This window comes from Telluria sp. GW821-FHT07G12 (assembly GCF_059418525.1).
In genome coordinates, this window is sequence record NZ_JBWKQA010000003.1 from 22078 (window position 1) to 40263 (window position 18186).

The 18186-nt window shown below is 65.1% G+C and carries 12 protein-coding genes; 7 read left to right on the forward strand and 5 right to left on the reverse strand.

Going from position 1 to position 18186, the window contains the following annotated elements:
• Positions 1–35: 35 nt before the first annotated feature.
• Positions 36–3809, reverse strand: a complete 3774-nt coding sequence (gene metH / locus AC07PE_RS12605) for a methionine synthase (protein ID WP_498764837.1) — start codon at positions 3807–3809, stop codon at positions 36–38.
• Between the two features lie 329 nt (positions 3810–4138).
• On the opposite strand from metH, the gene AC07PE_RS12610 reads away from it, so the two are divergent.
• Complete coding sequence (locus AC07PE_RS12610; protein ID WP_498764839.1) at positions 4139–4369, forward strand: BrnA antitoxin family protein; 231 nt, start codon at positions 4139–4141, stop codon at positions 4367–4369.
• 58 nt (positions 4370–4427) lie between these two features.
• On the opposite strand, the gene fmt is transcribed toward AC07PE_RS12610, so the two are convergent.
• Both fmt and def read right to left on the reverse strand, forming a co-directional pair.
• Positions 4428–5375: a methionyl-tRNA formyltransferase gene (fmt, locus tag AC07PE_RS12615; protein WP_498764841.1), complete on the reverse strand. Its 948-nt coding sequence runs from the start codon at positions 5373–5375 to the stop codon at positions 4428–4430.
• Positions 5376–5386: 11 nt separating this feature from the next.
• Positions 5387–5923, reverse strand: a complete 537-nt coding sequence (gene def / locus AC07PE_RS12620) for a peptide deformylase (protein ID WP_498764843.1) — start codon at positions 5921–5923, stop codon at positions 5387–5389.
• A 261-nt stretch (positions 5924–6184) separates the two neighbouring features.
• On the opposite strand from def, the gene AC07PE_RS12625 reads away from it, so the two are divergent.
• The 6 genes from AC07PE_RS12625 to AC07PE_RS12650 all read left to right on the forward strand — a co-directional run bounded on the left by AC07PE_RS12625 (position 6185) and on the right by AC07PE_RS12650 (position 14248).
• Entirely contained in the window at positions 6185–7318 is a 1134-nt protein-coding gene (locus AC07PE_RS12625; RefSeq protein WP_498764845.1) for a LysM peptidoglycan-binding domain-containing protein, read from the forward strand.
• 76 nt (positions 7319–7394) lie between these two features.
• Complete coding sequence (gene dprA / locus AC07PE_RS12630; protein ID WP_498764847.1) at positions 7395–8507, forward strand: DNA-processing protein DprA; 1113 nt, start codon at positions 7395–7397, stop codon at positions 8505–8507.
• A gap of 107 nt (positions 8508–8614) precedes the next feature.
• Positions 8615–9082 (forward strand): Smg family protein, encoded by a 468-nt coding sequence (locus AC07PE_RS12635; RefSeq protein WP_498764849.1) that lies wholly within the window; start codon positions 8615–8617, stop codon positions 9080–9082.
• 267 nt (positions 9083–9349) lie between these two features.
• Complete coding sequence (locus AC07PE_RS12640; protein WP_498764851.1) at positions 9350–12013, forward strand: DNA topoisomerase III; 2664 nt, start codon at positions 9350–9352, stop codon at positions 12011–12013.
• A gap of 121 nt (positions 12014–12134) precedes the next feature.
• Complete coding sequence (locus tag AC07PE_RS12645) at positions 12135–12392, forward strand: DUF6582 domain-containing protein (protein ID WP_498764854.1); 258 nt, start codon at positions 12135–12137, stop codon at positions 12390–12392.
• Positions 12393–12538: 146 nt separating this feature from the next.
• Positions 12539–14248, forward strand: a complete 1710-nt coding sequence (locus tag AC07PE_RS12650) for a methyl-accepting chemotaxis protein (RefSeq protein ID WP_498764856.1) — start codon at positions 12539–12541, stop codon at positions 14246–14248.
• A gap of 106 nt (positions 14249–14354) precedes the next feature.
• Here AC07PE_RS12650 and AC07PE_RS12655 read toward each other — a convergent pair whose 3' ends face one another.
• Together AC07PE_RS12655 and AC07PE_RS12660 are read right to left on the reverse strand one after the other, a co-directional pair.
• Positions 14355–14558, reverse strand: a complete 204-nt coding sequence (locus AC07PE_RS12655) for an addiction module protein (protein WP_498764858.1) — start codon at positions 14556–14558, stop codon at positions 14355–14357.
• A 46-nt stretch (positions 14559–14604) separates the two neighbouring features.
• Positions 14605–18186, reverse strand: coding sequence for an ABC transporter permease/M1 family aminopeptidase (locus tag AC07PE_RS12660; RefSeq protein ID WP_498764860.1), 3582 nt, complete (start codon positions 18184–18186; stop codon positions 14605–14607).

Genomic DNA, 18186 nt, shown 5'->3' on the forward strand with positions numbered 1-18186 from the left:
GGGTGGGCACTCCGTGCCCACGTTCACGTAAGCGATTACGACAGGTTCGGCGCCAGATAACGCTCGACATCCTCTTTCGGCAAGCCACGGCGCGCCGCCATGTCGTCCAGCTGGTCCTGGCCGATCTTCCCGACCACGAAGTACTTCGATTCCGGGTGCGAGAAGTAGAAGCCCGACACCGCCGCGCCCGGGTACATGGCGAAGGACTCGGTCAGCTCCATGCCGATCTCCTCGGCCTGCAGGGTCTTGAACAGCTCGGCCTTGACGGTGTGCTCCGGGCAGGCCGGGTAGCCCGGCGCCGGGCGGATACCGACGTAGGCTTCCTTGATCAGCTGCTCGTTGCTGAGGTTCTCCAGCGGCTCGTAACCCCACAGGTCGGTACGCACGCGCTCGTGCATGTACTCGGCAAAGGCTTCGGCCAGGCGGTCGGCCAGGGCCTTGACCATGATGGAAGAGTAGTCGTCGCCTTCGGCCTCGAAGCGCTTCTCGATCTTCTCGGCGCCCAGGCCGGCCGTCACCGCGAACATGCCGATGTAGTCGGCCACGCCGGACTCCTTCGGCGCGATGAAGTCGGACAGGCACTGGTTCGGGCGCTGCACGCCGTCGACCACGGGTTTGACGCCCTGCTGGCGCAGGCCGTACCAGGTGAAGGCGACTTCGCTGCGGGTGTCGTCGGTGTAGACCTCGATGTCGTCGTCGTTGACGGTATTCGCCGGCAGCAGGGCCACCGCGCCGTTGGCCGTCAGCCAGCGGCCGTCGACGATCTTCTTCAGCATCGCCTGGCCTTCCTCGAACACCTTGCTGGCGGCTTCGCCCACCACTTCATCGGTGAGGATGGCGGGGTAGGGGCCGGCCAGGTCCCAGGTCTGGAAGAACGGGGCCCAGTCGATGTAGCGCGCGAGCGTGCCCAGGTCGACGTTCTTGAAGACGCGGCGGCCGACGAACTTCGGCTTCACCGGCGCGTAGTCGAGCTTGGCCTTGTTGGCGCGCGCCTGCTCCAGGCTCACCATCGGCAGCGCCTTCTTGTTGGCGTGCTGCTCGCGGATGCGCTCGTAGTCCTCGGCCAGTTCGGCCACCCAGGCGTCGCGGGTGTCTGCGGTCACCAGGGCCTGGCCCACCGACACCGAACGCGAGGCGTCCGGCACGTAGACCACCGGGCCTTCGTAATGCGGCGCGATCTTGACGGCCGTGTGGGCGCGGCTGGTGGTGGCGCCGCCGATCAGCAGCGGCACCTGGCGCTCGCGGAACCACGGATCGCGCTGCATCTCGCGCGCCACATAGGCCATCTCTTCGAGCGAAGGCGTGATCAGGCCGGACAGGCCGATGATGTCCGCGTTCTCTTCCTTGGCCTTGGCCAGGATCTCGGCGGCGGGCACCATCACCCCCATGTTGACGATCTCGAAGTTATTACACTGCAGGACCACGGAGACGATGTTCTTGCCGATGTCGTGGACGTCGCCCTTCACGGTCGCGATCACCATCTTGCCCTTCGGTTTCGCCACGATGCCGGTGCGCGCTTCTTCCGCCGCCTTTTCCTCTTCGATGAAGGGGATCAGGTGGGCCACGGCCTGCTTCATCACGCGCGCCGATTTCACCACCTGCGGCAGGAACATCTTGCCCTGGCCGAACAGGTCGCCGACCACGTTCATGCCGTCCATCAGCGGGCCTTCGATCACCTGGATCGGGCGGCCGCCTTCATTCGCGATCTGCTGGCGCGCTTCCTCGGTATCCTCGACGATCCACTGCGTGATGCCGTGCACCAGCGCGTGCGCCAGGCGCTTGCCGACCGGCGCCTCGCGCCACTCCAGGTTCGCTTCCTGCTTGTTGCCGCCGGCCTTCAGCGTGCCGGCGAATTCGATCATGCGCTCGGTGGCGTCCTTGCGGCGGTTCAGCACCACGTCCTCGACGCGCTCGCGCAGTTCCGGCGACAGGTCGTCGTAGACGCCGATCATGCCGGCGTTGACGATCCCCATGGTCATGCCGGCCTTGATGGCGTGGTACAGGAACACGGTGTGGATGGCTTCGCGCGCCGGGTCGTTGCCGCGGAAGGAGAAGGACACGTTCGACACGCCGCCCGATACCTTCGCATGCGGCAGGTTCTCGCGGATCCAGCGCGTGGCGTTGATGAAGTCGACCGCGTAGTTGTCGTGCTCTTCGATGCCGGTGGCGATCGCGAAGATGTTCGGGTCGAAGATGATGTCTTCCGGCGGGAAGCCGACCTGCTCGGTCAGCACTTTATACGCGCGGCTGCAGATCTCGGTCTTGCGCTCGAAGGTGTCGGCCTGGCCCTGCTCGTCGAAGGCCATCACGATCACGGCGGCGCCGTAGCGGCGGCACAGCTTGGCCTGGCGGATGAATTCTTCCTCGCCTTCCTTCATCGAGATCGAGTTGACGATGGCCTTGCCCTGCACGCACTTCAGACCGGCCTCGATCACGCTCCACTTCGAGGAGTCGATCATGATCGGCACGCGCGAGATGTCCGGCTCGGACGCGATCAGGTTCAGGAAGCGCGTCATGGCCGCCTGCGAATCCAGCATCGCCTCGTCCATGTTGATGTCGATGACCTGGGCGCCGTTCTCGACCTGCTGGCGCGCCACGGACAGCGCCTCGTCGAACTGCTCGTTCAGGATCATGCGCGCGAAGGCTTTCGAGCCGGTCACGTTGGTGCGCTCGCCGACGTTCACGAACAGCGAGGCGTCGTCGATGGTGAAGGGCTCCAGGCCGGACAGGCGCAGCGCGGTCGGTACTTCCGGCACGGCGCGCGGGGTGGCCTTGGCCATCTCGCCGGCGATGGCCTTGATGTGTTCCGGCGTGGTGCCGCAGCAGCCGCCGGCCACGTTGATGAAGCCCGCTTCGGCAAACTCTTTCAGCAGCGCCGAGGTGTCAGCCGGCAGTTCGTCGAAGCCGGTGTCGCTCATCGGGTTGGGCAGGCCGGCGTTCGGGTAGATGCAGACATAGGTGTCGGCGATGGTCGACAGCTCCTGCGCATAGGGGCGCATCAGGGCCGCGCCCAGCGCGCAGTTCAGGCCGATGGTCAGCGGTTTCGCGTGGCGCACCGAGTTCCAGAAGGCCGGCACGGTCTGGCCCGACAGGATGCGGCCCGAGGCGTCGGTGACGGTCCCGGAAATCATCAGCGGCAGGCGCGGCGTGCCGGGATGCTCGTCGAAGTACTGGTCGATCGCGAACAGCGCAGCCTTGCAGTTCAGGGTGTCGAAGATGGTCTCGACCAGCAGCAGGTCGACGCCGCCGTCGACCAGGCCGCGCAGCTGCTCATAATAAGAAGCGACCAGCTGGTCGAAAGTCACGTTGCGGGCAGCCGGGTCGTTCACGTCCGGCGAAATCGAGGCGGTCTTCGGGGTCGGGCCGAGGGCGCCGGCGGCGAAGCGCGGCTTGTCCGCGGTCGAGTACTTGGCGCAGGCGGCGCGCGCCAGTTTGGCGGCCTCCACGTTCATCTCGTAGACCAGGTGCGCCATGTGATAGTCGTCCTGGGCGATGCTGGTGGCGCCGAAGGTGTTCGTTTCGATCAGGTCGGCGCCGGCCGCGAGGTAGCGCTCGTGGATCTCCTGGATGATCTGCGGCTGGGTCAGGTTCAGCAGCTCGTTGTTACCCTTCACGAACAGCTCGCGCGCGCCGCTTCCCTCGGGCGCGCTGAAGGTCGCGAAGCGTTCGCCCCGGTAAGCCTGCTCGTCGAGTTTGTACTGCTGGATGATCGTGCCCATCGCGCCGTCGAGGATCATGATGCGGCGTGCGAGGATCTCGCGCAGCTGGGCGTCGGCGGGGGAGTAGGTGTGGGCGGCGGTGGTCATCATTCGTTCTTCCGGGGCGGGTTTTACAGAGGCGGGTCTTCGATTATACCTTTACTAGCAGAGTTTGTTCCCGTGTCAAGCAGCTGCCACCACAAGGCGCAAAGGCGGGCCGGAAGGCGAACGAAAACAGCCGCGATGTAAAGACGTTTGTAACCTTATGTATCAAAAGCCACATTGTTACAGTGCGATACAAAATGAGGCCAAATAGCAATTTCCCGGATACATACAGAGACGACAATTAATTCCATGGAGCCGCCGCTGGCGCGGCCCCTAGTCCAAATCGAACGGAATGCGCGGACCCGTCGTCCGCCGCCTCAATGGGAAGAATTGAAATGAACAAAGAATACGTGCCTGAATGGGACCAGCCGGCAGCCCGCACTGAAGAAAGCACTACCAACAAGAACGCTGTGAGCGGTGTGAAGCAGATCGTGACGATCCGTCTGGACGTCGACATGCTGGAATGGTTCAAGTCGGCCGGTCCGGGCTACCAGACCCGCATCAACCAGGTTCTGCGCGAGTACATGGAAGCCAATCGCGTGCGTGCTCAAGGCGAGCAGCACTAAGCGAAAAAAAGGGGGCCTGAGCCCCCTTCGTTTTTTTCGAAGTCCTTATTCGAACCGTTTATTCGAACGACAGACCGTCGAACGAAAATCCTTTCAGGAATTCGCCAGCCGCCAGGCGCTTGCCGCCCGGTTTCTGCAGTTCCGTCAGGCGCAGCGCGCCTTCGCCGCAAGCCACCACGATCCCCTGAGCATCGGCCGACAGTACCTGGCCGGGCTGGCCCTTGCCGTCCGCAACCTGCGCATTCCAGATTTTTACAGTCACACCACCCGCTTGCGCATGCGCGCCCGGGAAAGGATTGAATGCCCGCACCTTGCGCGCCAGCTCCAGGGCAGGGCGCTGCAGATCCAGCTTCGCCTCTTCCTTGCTGATCTTGGCGGCATAGGTCACGCCTTCTTCCGGCTGCGGCTCGGCCTGCAAGCCAGCGTCGGCCATCTTGCGCAAGGTGTCGACGATCATCCGTCCGCCCATCTCGGCCAGCTTGTCGTGCAGGCTGCCGGTGGTGTCCGTGTCCAGGATGGGCAGGCGTTCCATCGACAGCATCGGGCCGGTGTCCAGGCCTTCTTCCATCTCCATGATGGTCACGCCGGTCTCGAGGTCGCCTGATTCGATCGCGCGGTGGATGGGCGCGGCGCCGCGCCAGCGCGGCAGCAGGGAGCCGTGGATATTAATGCAGGGCTTGATGTCCAGGGTGGAGCGCGGCAGGATCAGGCCATAGGCCGCGACCACCATCACGTCGTAATCCGTGGCCAGCAGGCGCTCGTGGGCGGCTTTCGCTTCCTCAGCGCGCTGAGCATCCTTGCTGTCCATGCGCAGCGAGAGCGGCTGCAGCACCTCGATGCCGTGGGCCGCCGCTACCTGCTTGACCGCGGACGCCTGCAGCTGCATGCCGCGCCCGGCCGGGCGGTCGGGCTGGGTCAGCACCAGGGGAATCTCGAAGCCGGCCTCGATCAGCGCGCGCAGCGCGACAGCGGCAAACTCGGGGGTCCCCGCGAAGACCACCTTCATGCGCGCCGCCATCAACGACGGCCGGCGGCCTTGGGCCCGCTGTTTTGCTGGGCGCGTTCTTCCTTCATCAGCTTGGTCTTGATGCGGTTGCGCTTGAGCGGCGACAGGTATTCGACGAAGACCTTGCCCATCAGGTGGTCCATCTCGTGCTGGATGCAGACCGCCAGCAGGCCGTCGCATTCCATCTCGAAGGGCTTGTTGTGCTGGTCGACGGCCTTCACCTTGACGCGCGCCGGACGCTCGACGCCGTCGTAAATGCCGGGCACCGACAGGCAACCCTCGTCATACACCTGCTTTTCCGGGCTGGACCAGGTGATTTCCGGGTTGATGAAGACCAGCAGCTCGTCATGGGTTTCGGTGGTGTCGATGACGATCACCTGCTCGTGCACGTCGACCTGGGTCGCGGCCAGGCCCACGCCGGGGGCGTCGTACATGGTCTCGGCCATGTCCGCGACCAGCTTTTCAAGGCGCGCGTTGAATTCGGTGACCGGTTTGGCCACTTTGTGCAGGCGCGGGTCGGGATAGCGGAGGATGTTCAGTAAGGCCATGGTTCTCGATTACTCTGTTTATTTTGTTGGTGATGCGTAGATGGGGTGTCCGCCATCCCCGTCAAGCCTGTACAATTGTTTCCGCACAGACATAAAAGCAACACGGCGCGCCTGGAGCAGGACGCGCTTGTCTTGCTAGTTCATGGATTTGTGGGCAGAATTTGATTCAGTTCGGCAACCCTTCAGTCCGGCAAGCTTTTGTCCGGCGTGCGGTGAGGGAGTCGTTTGCCGTGCTTTTCGCCGCACTTTACGGACTCTTTGATGAAAAATTTTAGCACAGGCGTCGTCCGATCGCTCACGGGGCGCACTGCCGCCGTGGCTCTTGCCGCTGCCGTCCTGGCGATCCCGGCCCAGGCCGCCCCGGCATCCGCCGGCCCTCACTGCACTTTCCGTCCGAACGCGCCCGACCAGCACGTCGTCGTCAAGCGGGATACCCTCTGGGATATTTCCGGCAAATTCCTCGAACATCCCTGGTGCTGGCCCGAGGTCTGGGGCATGAACCGCGACGAGATCCGCAACCCGCACTGGATTTACCCGGGCCAGATCATCTACTTCGACCGCGCCCATGGCCGCCTGACGCTGACCAGGCCGGGCACCGCCGACGCCGAGGCCGGCCAGCCGCCGCTCACCAAGCTGTCGCCCCAGGTCCGCACCGAACAAATGGAAGGCGAGGCCATTTCCTCGATTCCCTCGGGCGCGATCGAACCCTTCCTGACCCAGCCGCTGGTGATCGAACCGCGCGAGCTGGACGCGGCGCCGCGCATCGCCGCCGCCCCGGAAACCCGGGTCTTCCTTGCCGAAGGCGACCGCATCTACGTGCGCGGCGCCCTGAACGGCGCCACCAGTTTCCAGGTCTTCCGTCCAGGCAAGCCCCTGGTCGACCCCGACACCGGCAAGGTCGTTGCCCACGAGGCCGCCTATGTGGGCGCCGCCAAGCTGGTCAAGGAAGCCGGGCCGGGCGTGGACGTGCACAGCTTCGTCGTCACCGCTTCGGTACAGGAAATGGGCGTGGGCGACCGCCTGCTGCCGACCCCGCCCATGCCGATGCGCAATTACATGCCGCATGCGCCGGCGCGGCCGGTCAGGGCCCGCGTCATGGCCATGGCCAGCGAATCGAATTACGCGGCGCAGAGCCAGGTTGTGACTGTCAACCGGGGCGCACTTGACGGACTCGATGTCGGCTCCGTCCTGCAGCTCTATCATCTCGGGAAGACGATCCAGGACCCGGGCGGCAGCAAAGGCTTCCTCGGCTTCGGCAAATCGACGATGCGGATGCCGGACGAGCAGTTTGGCGAACTGTTCATTTTCCGGGTGTTCGGCCATGTCTCGTATGGACTGGTCATGCAAGTGACGTTGCCGGTGGAAGTCGGCGACGTGGCGAAATCACCGGAGTAATTCCGCCGTGCAGGACACGGACCCCCACACCCCCTACAAAGCGGCCGCTGCAGTCAAACCAGCGGCCGCTGCGTTTTTGAGCGATGCCCGGCTGGCAGCCTGGCTCCGTCTGGAACGCGCAAGCGGCATCGGCCCGCGCACGGTGCGCAAGCTGATGGATGCTTTCGGCGACATCGATGGCATCCTCGAGGCCGGCCGCGACGAGCTCGCCGCCCACATCGGACCGGCCCAGCTGCGTTCCTTGAGCGCGCCGGCATCCGGCGAGACCGGGCGCCTGATCGAGGCCACGCTGCGCTGGCGTGAGCAGCCCGGCCACCACGTGCTGGCGCTGGGCGAGCCCGGCTATCCCGAGCTGCTGGCGAATATTCCCGATCCGCCACTGCTGCTCTATATAAAAGGACGTGTGGAATGTCTCGCCTCGCCCATGCTGGCCATGGTCGGCAGCCGCAATGCCAGCGTCCAGGGCAAGGCGAATGCGCTGGCCTTTGCGGAAGCTTTGTCGGGCGTCGGCTTGTGCATCGTGTCCGGCCTGGCGCTGGGCATCGACGCCGCAGCCCATGAGGGCGCATTGAACGAACGGGGCTCCACCATCGCCGTGGTCGGCACCGGCCCGGACCTGGTCTACCCGGCGCGCAACCGGGCGCTGTGCGAACGCATTGCTGTCGAGGGCTGCATCGTCAGCGAGTATCCAGTCGGCACGCCCCCGCTGCCCGGCAATTTCCCGAAGCGCAACCGGATCATCAGCGGGCTGGCGGCCGGGGTGCTGGTGGTCGAGGCGGCGGCGCAGTCGGGCTCGCTGATCACGGCGCGCCAGGCCGCCGAGCAGGGCAGGGATGTGTTCGCGATTCCCGGATCGATCCACGCCGCGCTCGCCAAGGGCTGCCACATCCTGATCCGCGAAGGCGCCAAGCTGGTCGACACGGCGGCCGACGTGCTGGAGGCGATGGCATGGTCGCCGCTGCTGCGCGCGCCGGCCGCGTCCGTGCCGGCAAGCCGCGTGGACCATGCGGCGCCGAATGGCAGCGAGGCCTTGCTGGCGGCGCTCGGCCACGACCCGGTCGAGCCCGATATCCTTATTGCATCGCTGAATATCAGCCCTGCATTATTGAGCAGCCAACTGCTTGCGCTCGAGCTCGCCGGCATGCTGGAAAGGCGGCCTGGTGGCAGGGTGCAAAGAGTGGTGAAGTGAGTAGAGAAGCGGATAAGGCCGATAAACAACGATGATGTTTCTGGAGGGTAGCTGACCTTGTGACGCACTTGTGCCGGGGCGAACTTAGCTGCTACAGTAGCGTCACCATGTTCGACATCCTAGTCTACCTCTACGAGACGTACTACCGTCCCGATGCCTGCCCCGAGCCGGCCGCCCTGGCTCGCAAGCTGTCGGCTGTCGGTTTCGACGATATCGAAATTTCCGAAGCGCTGGACTGGCTCAACGGTCTCACCGAAATGGCCGGCACCATCAATCCGGCCCTGGAGTCCAGCGGCACCCGTTTCTATGTATCGCAAGAAGTCGACACCCTCGGCAGCGCCGCCGTCGGCTTCATCCAGTTCCTCGAACTGGCCGGTCTTCTCACCGCCTGCCAGCGTGAGATCGTCATCGAACGCGCACTGGCGCTGGACGAATCGCCGGTCACCCTCGGCAAGCTGAAGATCATCGTCCTGATGCTGCTGTGGAGCCAGGGCAAGGAGCCGGACGCCCTCATGTTCGACGACCTCTTTGGCGCCGATGAAGACGAGGATGCGGAACCACGCCTCCTGCATTGAGATTTCACAAATGTCATGACAAAAACGGCGCTGCGGCGCCGTTTTTTCTTGCAATAAAGCAAGATGAAGCGTATTTTGCCTCTGCACATATGAGGCACAGTCTACTTGCGGAGTGCGCGGCAACCCGCTTATCATTTGCCGCATTGCGCCAATTGTTACCAATAAGCTATCAACGGACGAGGAGTTTGCGGGAAGCGCTCCTGATCCGTCTGGCCGCCGTCATGTATGATGCGCGAGCCGCGACCATCGAACACATAGAGAAACCATATGACCAAAGCCCTCATCATTGCCGAGAAACCCTCCGTGGCGAACGACATCGCCAAGGCGCTCGGCGGCTTTACCAAGCACGATGAGTATTTCGAATCCGACGAATACGTCCTGTCGTCCGCCGTCGGCCACCTGCTGGAAATCGCGGTGCCCGAGGAGTACGACGTCAAGCGCGGCAAGTGGAGCTTCACCCACCTGCCGATGATCCCGCCGTACTTCGCGCTGAACCCGATCGCCAAGACCGAATCGCGCCTCAAGGTGCTGAACAAGCTGATCAAGCGCAAGGACGTGACCACCCTGATCAACGCATGCGACGCGGGCCGCGAAGGTGAACTGATCTTCCGCCTGATCGCCCAGAACGCCAAGGCCAAGCAATCGGTCAAGCGCCTGTGGCTGCAGTCGATGACGCCGAACGCGATTCGCGACGGCTTCGCCCACCTGCGCAGCGACGAAGAGATGATGCCGCTGGCCGACGCCGCGCGCTGCCGCTCGGAAGCGGACTGGCTGATCGGCATCAACGGCACCCGCGCCATGACCGCCTTCAACTCGAAGGAGGGCGGCTTCTTCCTGACCACCGTCGGCCGCGTGCAGACCCCGACCCTGTCGATCGTGGTCGAGCGCGAGGAAAAGATCCGCAAGTTCGTGCCGCGCGACTATTGGGAAGTGCGCGCCGAGTTCGTCTGCGCCGCCGGCGTCTACGAAGGGCGCTGGCTGGACACGAAATTCAAGAAGGACGAGAACGATCCGGAAAAGCGTCCGGAACGCCTGTGGAGCAAGGCCGCCGCGGAATCCATCGTCGTGGCCTGCCACGGCAAGCAGGGTATCGTCACCGAGGAATCGAAGCCGACCACCTCGATGGCGCCGGCCCTGTTCGACCTGACCTCGCTGCAGCGCGAAGCCAACGGCCGCTTCGGCTTCTCGGCCAAGAACACCCTGGGCCTGGCCCAGGCGCTGTACGAAAAGCACAAGGTGCTGACCTACCCGCGTACCGATTCGCGCGCGCTGCCGGAAGACTATATCGGCACGGTCAAGTCGACCCTGGAAGTGCTGAAGGAGAACGCGAACTACCACCAGTTCGCCAAGCAGATCCTGGATAAAGGCTGGGTCAAGCCTAACAAGCGCATCTTCGACAACAGCAAGATCTCGGACCACTTCGCCATCATCCCGACCGGCGTGGTGCCGAAGAACCTGTCCGAGCCGGAACAGAAGCTGTACGACCTGGTCACGCGCCGCTTCATGGCCGTGTTCTTCCCGGCCGCCGAGTTCCTGGTCACGACCCGCTTCACGGAAGTCTCGGGCCACCAGTTCAAGACCGAAGGCAAGGTCATGACCAACCCCGGCTGGCTGGCCGTGTACGGCAAGGACACCACCGGCGACGACAAGGACGGCGCCAGCCTGGTCCCGGTCGCCAAGGGCGAGAAGGTGCTGGCCGACAAGGTCACGCCGAACGGCCTGGTCACCAAACCGCCCGCACGCTACAACGAAGCGACCCTGCTGTCGGCAATGGAAGGCGCGGGCAAGCTGGTCGACTCCGACGAGCTGCGCGACGCCATGGCCGGCAAGGGTCTGGGCACGCCGGCGACGCGCGCGGCCATCATCGAAGGCCTGCTGACCGAGAAATACCTTCTGCGCGAAGGCCGCGAGATGATCCCGACCGCCAAGGCGTTCCAGCTCATGACGCTCCTGCGCGGCCTGGGCGTCAACGAACTGACGGCGCCGGAACTCACCGGCGAGTGGGAATACAAGCTGTCGCAGATGGAAAAGGGCAACATCACGCGCGAGGAGTTCATGCGCGAGATCGCCCAGATGACCCAGATCATCGTCAAGCGCGCCAAGGAATACGACAACGACACCATCCCAGGCGAGTACGCGACCCTGAAAACGCCGTGCCCGAACTGCGCCGGCGTGGTCAAGGAAAACTACCGCCGCTTCGCCTGCACCAAGTGCGACTTCTCGATGTCCAAAGTGCCGGGCGGCCGCCAGTTCGAGATCGAGGAAGTCGAAGAACTGCTCGCCAAGCGCACCATCGGCCCGCTGCAGGGCTTCCGCTCGAAGATGGGACGTCCGTTTGCCGCGGTGCTGCGCATCGTGCGCGACGAGGACATCCACAACTACAAGCTGGAGTTCGACTTCGGCCAGGACAAGGACGATGGCGAGGAAGGCGAAGGCGTCGACTTCACCGGCCAGACCGCGCTCGGCCCCTGCCCGAAGTGCTTCGGCGGCGTCTACGAGATGCCCCTGGCCTACGTGTGCGAGAAAAGCGTGGCCAAGCCCAAGACCTGCGACTTCCGCAGCAGCCGCATCATCCTGCAGCAGGAAATCCTGCCGGAGCAGATGGCCAAGCTGCTGAACGACGGCAAGACCGACCTGTTGCCGGGCTTCGTGTCGCAGCGCACGCGCCGTTCGTTCAAGGCGTTCCTGGTGCGCGGCAAGGACGGCAAGATCAGCTTCGAGTTCGAGGAGCGCAAGGCCAAGCCGGGCGCGAAGGCCAAGCCTGCCGCCGATGAGGGCGAGGACGGCGAGGGCGTTGCGGTAGCCGCCAAGACCACCGCGCGTAAAGCGCCGGCCAAGGCTGCGGCCAAGACCGCCGCCAGGAAAGCGCCTGCCAAGACGGCTGCGGCGAAGAAGCCGGCGGCCAAGCGGGCGGCCAGCACGGCCAAGTAAGCCGGCGGCAGCAAGACCGACGAAAACCGCGGACCCGTGTCCGCGGTTTTTTTTCTGCCGCGCGAGCCGGTCCGGCGCGTTTGACTAGAATGGTCCTTCCGATCGATACCGAGGAGGCCGTATGAGCAAGCTGGACCAGAAAGACCGGGACGACATCTCGAGCCGGCAGTTCGCTTTCCCCAAGCAGCGCAAGGAGCCGCTGGAAGACGCCAGCCACGTCCGCAATGCCGTCGCCCGTTTCAGCCGGGTCGAAGACGTGACCGACAAGGAGCGCGACGAAGCGTGGACACGCATACGCGCGGCAGCGAAAAAATTCGGCGTCGAGTTGAACGAGACCGACTGGCGGGAGATCGGCAAGGGCAACAAGGCCGGGCACTGAGCAAGGCGCGCATGGCGTCGCGAAATACCGACAGATTGTGAAGTTGTCAGCGAAATTTCGAAACAATTCAGGTAGCATTGCCGCACTGAAATAAATTCCTTGCGGCAATTATCCCGGATGCCGTGATTTTTCTCCCATCTTCTCCAATGAACATCTCCGATCTGAAAATCGCGACCCGTTTACGCCTTGGCTTTGGCGTGGTGGTTGCCGTCCTTGTCGTACTGGTAAGCCTGTCGTACATGAACTTCGCACGCCTGAGTAGTGCGAACGACATGAACATCCATACCTACCAGGTGCTGAGCGCAGTCGATGCTGCCCTGATGAGCCTGGTGGACACCGAAACCGGCGAGCGCGGTTTCGCCCTCACCGGCAAGGAAGCGTCGCTGGAGCCTTATAACGCCGGCAAGCAGGCCTTCCGCCAGCACCTCGACCTGGCCACCAAGCTCACCGCCGACAATCCGCGCCAGCAGGATCGCTTGCAGCGCCTGGCCGCCGAACAGCGGAAGTGGCTCGACAGCGCCATCGACCCGGCCATCAAGCTGCGCCGCGCTACCCAGGATGCCGACATGGCGGCTGTCGTGGCCGTGGAGCAGGAAGGCAAGGGCAAGCAGGGCATGGACGCGATGCGCAAGCTGGTCGTCGAGATCAAGGCCGAGGAATCCAGCCTGATGGGCGAGCGCGCCAAGAGCGCGGCGGCACTGTCCGCCACCATGTCGCGCACCCTGATCGGCGGTGGCATCGCGGCCTTCCTGCTGGCGGCCGCCGTGGCATTCTGGCTGGCGCGTAACATCACCGCGCCGCTGCGCGCCGCCGTCGACTTGGCCCAGCGCGTGGCCAAGGGCGACCTGACGGCCAAGGTGCGCGTCGAATCGAAGGACGAAACCGGCGAGCTGATGGCGGCGCTGAAGAGCATGAACGAGTCGCTGCTCGGCATCGTGACCCGCGTGCGCACCGGCACCGATGCCATCGCCATCGCCTCCACCGAGATCAACGCCGGCAACCAGGACCTGTCCTCGCGCACTGAGCAGCAGGCCGGTTCGCTGGAGGAGACCGCATCGTCGATGGAAGAGCTGACCTCGACCGTGAAGCAGAACGCCGACAATGCGCGCCAGGCCAACCAGCTGGCGGCGACGGCATCCGAGAACGCCGTGCGCGGCGGCGAAGTCGTGGCCCAGGTGGTCCGCACCATGGGTTCGATCAATGCATCGGCACGCCGCATCGTCGATATCATCGGCGTCATCGACGGCATTGCTTTCCAGACCAATATCCTGGCGCTGAACGCGGCAGTCGAAGCGGCGCGCGCGGGCGAACAGGGCCGCGGCTTCGCGGTGGTGGCTGGCGAAGTGCGCAGCCTGGCCCAGCGTTCCGCCGAGGCCGCCAAGGAAATCAAGGACCTGATCGGCGATTCGGTCGAGAAGGTCGAGTCCGGCGCCCGACTGGTCGACCAGGCCGGCGCCACGATGGAAGAAGTGGTCGGCAGCGTCAAGCGCGTGTCCGACATCATCAGCGAAATCGCCGCCGCCAGCGACGAGCAGCGCGTCGGCATCGAGCAGGTGAACCACGCGATCGTGCAGATGGACCAGGTGACGCAGCAGAATGCCGCGCTGGTGGAGCAGGCCGCCGCCGCCGCCGAGGCGATGCAGGACCAGGCCGGCAACCTGGCGAGCCTGGTCGGGACTTTCCGCACCGGCGTGGAGGCCGATGCGGACGCTGCCCTGCCGGCGGCGCGCACGGTGCGCCAGGCCGGCGCTTCGCGCAAGCTGGCAAGCGTGCAGGCTGCGCGCCTGCCGGCCATGCAGAACGGCAAGCCGAAAGCGGCGCCCGTCACCGCCGGCGACGAGTGGGAAAGCTTCTGAACCCTGCCTGATTCATCGGCCACCTCCAGGCCGACGCAAATAAAAAAACCGCGAATCGCTTCGCGGTTTTTTTTCGCCTGCCGCACTCGGCGGCATCGTCAGAAATTCATTCCTGCCAGTCCTGCAGCGCCCTGATCGCCGCCTCGCCGTTGCGGATCGCCTTCACGCGGCGCACGATTTCGGCGCGGTACGCTTCTTCAGCGTCCGGTTCCGGCTCGTCGCTGTCGGTCAATAGCAGCTGCATCAGCAGGTGCTTGTCGGTAGCGGACAATTGCTGAATCTGAGCGGCCAGTTCGGCGACGGTTGACATCTTCATGCTCCTAACAGGAAATTGTGACCAAATGATAACGTAGACTTTAATGCATGTCGATGGGGACCATGTTGTCCGTTGGTTTCCTGTCGATCAGCTTGTTGTCGGGGTCGATACCGGCCCGCGCCGGACGGCCGTCCACCACCAGTGTCACGGTCTGCGCGCGGCGGTCGACCAGGCGGCGTTCGCGCGCCAGCGGGTTGCCGTTGTCGTCGTCCACGCCGAATTCGATCCAGTCCTTCAGCGGCACTTCGCGTTCCTCGCCCAGCTCCCCGGCGCGCACCTTGCCGGCCTTGGCGCGGATGGTCACCTCGTACTTGCCGTCCGGGCGGCGCTGTGCGGTGGCGCTGTCGGCGCGGTTCTCGTACAGGACGATGGACTCGAACAGGTCGTCGATCAGGTAGGCCTTGTCGGGCGGGGTGATCGCGCGCAGCTTCTCGACCAGGGTGGTGACGGTCGGGTAGGGCGGCCCGCGGAAGGCGTGCTCCACCAGCAGCTGCCGCAGCGCGCCGTTCACGGCTTCCTCGCCCACCAGGTCCTGCAGCAGATACATCGCCAGGCTGCCCTTGCGGTAGTGGATATAGGACTGATTCTCGTTCTGCGCCAGCGGCAGCTCCTTGCGGGTCTCGGTGGCGCGGCCCATCAGGTATTCCTCGAGGTCGTAGCGCAGGAAGCGCCGCATCTTGCTGGAGCCGAAGGTGCGCCGCATCGTCATCAGCGCCGTGTACTCGGCCAGGCTTTCCGACAGCACGGTGGCGCCGCGGCTGTCGGCGCCGACCAGCTGGTGCGCCCACCACTGGTGCCCGACCTCGTGGGCGGTGACGTAGTAGGGGTAGTCGATGTCCTTGCGCGATTCCGGATCGACCTTGGCGATGAAGCCGGCGCTTTCGGAAAACGCGATGACGCCCGGCGCCGCCTGCGCATAGGACGCATAGCGCGGGAATTCGGCGATGCGCAGCTCGCGGTGCTGGTAGGGGCCGAACTGCTTCGAGCCATATTCCAGCGCAGCCTTGGCGCCGCGGATCATGCGGTCGACATTGAAGTCGTGGCCTGGCTGGTGATAGACGTCGATGGTCACGTCCTGCCAGCGGTCGTGCCGCACCTCGTAGCGCGCCGACTGGAAGGTGATGAAGTTCAGGATCGGCTTGTCCATCCGGTAGTGGAAGTAGTGGCGGCCCTTGGCCATCCATTCGCTGTCCAGGGTGCCCGGCGCCACCGCGATCTGGTCCAGGCTCGTGCTGACCACGGCGTCGAAGCGGATCCAGTCGGCGTCGCTGCCGAGGTAGTTGTTGGCCTGCGCGGCCGCATCCTCGCGCGCCGCCATGCGCTCCTTCGGCGCCAGGCCGTGGCGCTTGCGGTCGCGGTCGTCCTGCAGCTCGACGCTCCGCTGGTAGCCGATGTGGGGCAGGATGGCGTTGGTGAAGAAGGTGCCGTTGGCCACCACCGCCGTTTCGCGGCCCAGCCCGAGCACGCCGCCGGGGGCGTCTTCGAGTTCGAATTCGAGGGCGATGCGGCTGCCGGGCGCCATCGGCGTGGCCAGCGCATAGCGGTAGAAGCCGCGCTCGGCGTCGGCTTCCACCAGGCGCACCGGCTGCGAGAAGCGCGGACGCAGCGTCGGTCCCGGGCGCTGGCTCAGGAACAGGTCCGTGACCGGCGCGCCGCTGCGGTTCTCCAGCTGGTAGGCGCCTTTCACCTTCAGGGTGCGGCTGGCCGGCAGGATGTCGACCTGCAGGTCCACGCTGGCGATGCGCGGCTGCGCCAGTTTGGCGTAGCGGTGGTAGCGCAGTTCGTATTCGGCGCGCAGGCGGTCCTTGGTCCATGCGGACTGGTAGGCGCCGACGTGCTCCAGGTTGTACCAGAGCAGAAGCCCGGACCCCAGGAACAGCAGCGCGCCCAGGCCGAAGGCGCCCAGCACGCCAGGGCTCAGGCGCTGGCGCGCCAGCTGCAGGCGCTCGCGGAAGCTTTCGGACACCCCGCGCGGCCACAGCACCACGGCGGCCGCCAGCAGCAGCAGCGCGGCGGCGCCCCAGTACACCAGCAGCGCGCGCTGCAGCGCCAGGTGGTGGCCGAAGCCGTTCATCGCCGAATAGGTCACGTCCGGCAGCGCGCCGTACAGCAGCATCGGGTGGTCCAGCCCCAGGGAGCTCAGGGTGATGCTGGCGATGTAGTACAGCACCAGCACGAAGTAGCCGAGGTATTTGTGGTTGAGGATGGCCTGCACCGTAATCGCCAGCACCGCGATCAGCACGTACTTGGGCAGCAGGACGCCAAACAGCGTGAACAGGTAGAGGCCGGGCTCCAGCGCCACGTAGCCGCGGAACAGCTGGATCAGCATCCCGCAGACCATCGCCACCAGCAGCAGCACGGCCTGCAGGCCGACCAGGGCCAGGGTCTTGGCCGCCAGCGGCAGCCAGCTCGGCACCGGCAGCGCGTCCAGCATCTGCGACATGCGCGCCTCACGCTCGCGCCAGACCATCTCGCCGGCATAGAAGGTGGTGACGATCAGCAGGAACACGGCGAAGACGTCGCGGATCAGGTCCAGCACCATGTAGGTGACGGGATAGGTCTTGGTGCCGAAGATGGCGCCCAGGTCGAGCGAGCTGACCACCAGCACCAGCACACCGGCCAGCGCGATCACGGCAAAGTAGACGTTCTTGACCGACTCGCGCAGGTCGAGCCAGGCCGATTTGAGAAGCAGGAAGCTGAGGCGGCGCGCCACGAAGTCCGGCGCCTCCTTCGTGTCGGCGGCCGGCTGGGTGGAGACCGCCGCGCTCTCGCCTTCGCCGCGCGCGGCTGCGCGCCGGGCGGCGGGGCTGGAGACGAAGCTGAAGCGCCAGTAGCCGAGCAGCAGTACGACCAGCGCGAAGGCCGACCAGATCAGGCGGTTGGCCAAGTAGACGCCTTCGAAGGGCACCATGCGCGCATTGCGCTCGGCGATGGTCCAGTATTCCGTCAGGCGGATCAGGGCGGTGGTGCCGAAGGGGTCGATCAGCGCCGCCAGCGTCTTGTAATCGAGGTCGCGCGCCAGCGAGGGCGCCACCAGGTAGCCGATCATCATGACCACGCCGGCCACGTACACCGGCAGCATGCGCCGCGTCAGGGCCGCCAGCACGAAGAAGATGGCGCCGAAGATGAACAGGTTGGGCAGCAGGGTCAGGACGTAGGGCTGCAGGTAGGCCAGCGCCTTGAAGGCGCCCACGCGCGAAGGGTCGACGCCGGGCAGCAGGGCGCCCAGCAGGTTGCCCAGCACGATGGAGGAGAACACCACGGCCAGCGTGGCCAGCGCGCCCAGGTAGCGCCCGAACACGTAGGCGTGCTTGGGGATCGGCGCGCTGAAGAAGAAGTGATGGGTCTCGTATTCGAAGTCCTGCTGCACCGAGCGGCCCATCACGGCGGCCGCCACCACGATGCCGAAGCAGCCGAGGAAGGCCGAGGACAGCGCAACCTGGCGCGGGCCGTTGACCAGTACCCGGCCGCCGAAGGAGATCGTGACGTCCTTGAAGGCGCCGCCGGCAGCCGCCACCCACAGCATGGCCAGCGCCAGGAAGGCGAGGAAGTAGATCCAGGTGGACGGCAGCTTCAGGCGCTGCCGTGCTTCGAAGAGCGCGATGGCGTAGAGCGCGCGCAT

Excerpts from the sequence above, each read along its gene's own strand:
- def (WP_498764843.1), bottom strand. The coding sequence starts at position 5,923 with ATGGCCTTACTGAACATCCTCCGCTATCCCGACCCGCGCCTGCACAAA.
- AC07PE_RS12635 (WP_498764849.1), top strand. The coding sequence starts at position 8,615 with ATGTTCGACATCCTAGTCTACCTCTACGAGACGTACTACCGTCCCGAT.
- AC07PE_RS12625 (WP_498764845.1), top strand. The coding sequence starts at position 6,185 with ATGAAAAATTTTAGCACAGGCGTCGTCCGATCGCTCACGGGGCGCACT.
- AC07PE_RS12650 (WP_498764856.1), top strand. The coding sequence starts at position 12,539 with ATGAACATCTCCGATCTGAAAATCGCGACCCGTTTACGCCTTGGCTTT.
- AC07PE_RS12660 (WP_498764860.1), bottom strand. The coding sequence starts at position 18,186 with ATGCGCGCGCTCTACGCCATCGCGCTCTTCGAAGCACGGCAGCGCCTG.
- AC07PE_RS12610 (WP_498764839.1), top strand. The coding sequence starts at position 4,139 with ATGAACAAAGAATACGTGCCTGAATGGGACCAGCCGGCAGCCCGCACT.
- metH (WP_498764837.1), bottom strand. The coding sequence starts at position 3,809 with ATGATGACCACCGCCGCCCACACCTACTCCCCCGCCGACGCCCAGCTG.
- AC07PE_RS12655 (WP_498764858.1), bottom strand. The coding sequence starts at position 14,558 with ATGTCAACCGTCGCCGAACTGGCCGCTCAGATTCAGCAATTGTCCGCT.
- AC07PE_RS12640 (WP_498764851.1), top strand. The coding sequence starts at position 9,350 with ATGACCAAAGCCCTCATCATTGCCGAGAAACCCTCCGTGGCGAACGAC.
- fmt (WP_498764841.1), bottom strand. The coding sequence starts at position 5,375 with ATGAAGGTGGTCTTCGCGGGGACCCCCGAGTTTGCCGCTGTCGCGCTG.
- AC07PE_RS12645 (WP_498764854.1), top strand. The coding sequence starts at position 12,135 with ATGAGCAAGCTGGACCAGAAAGACCGGGACGACATCTCGAGCCGGCAG.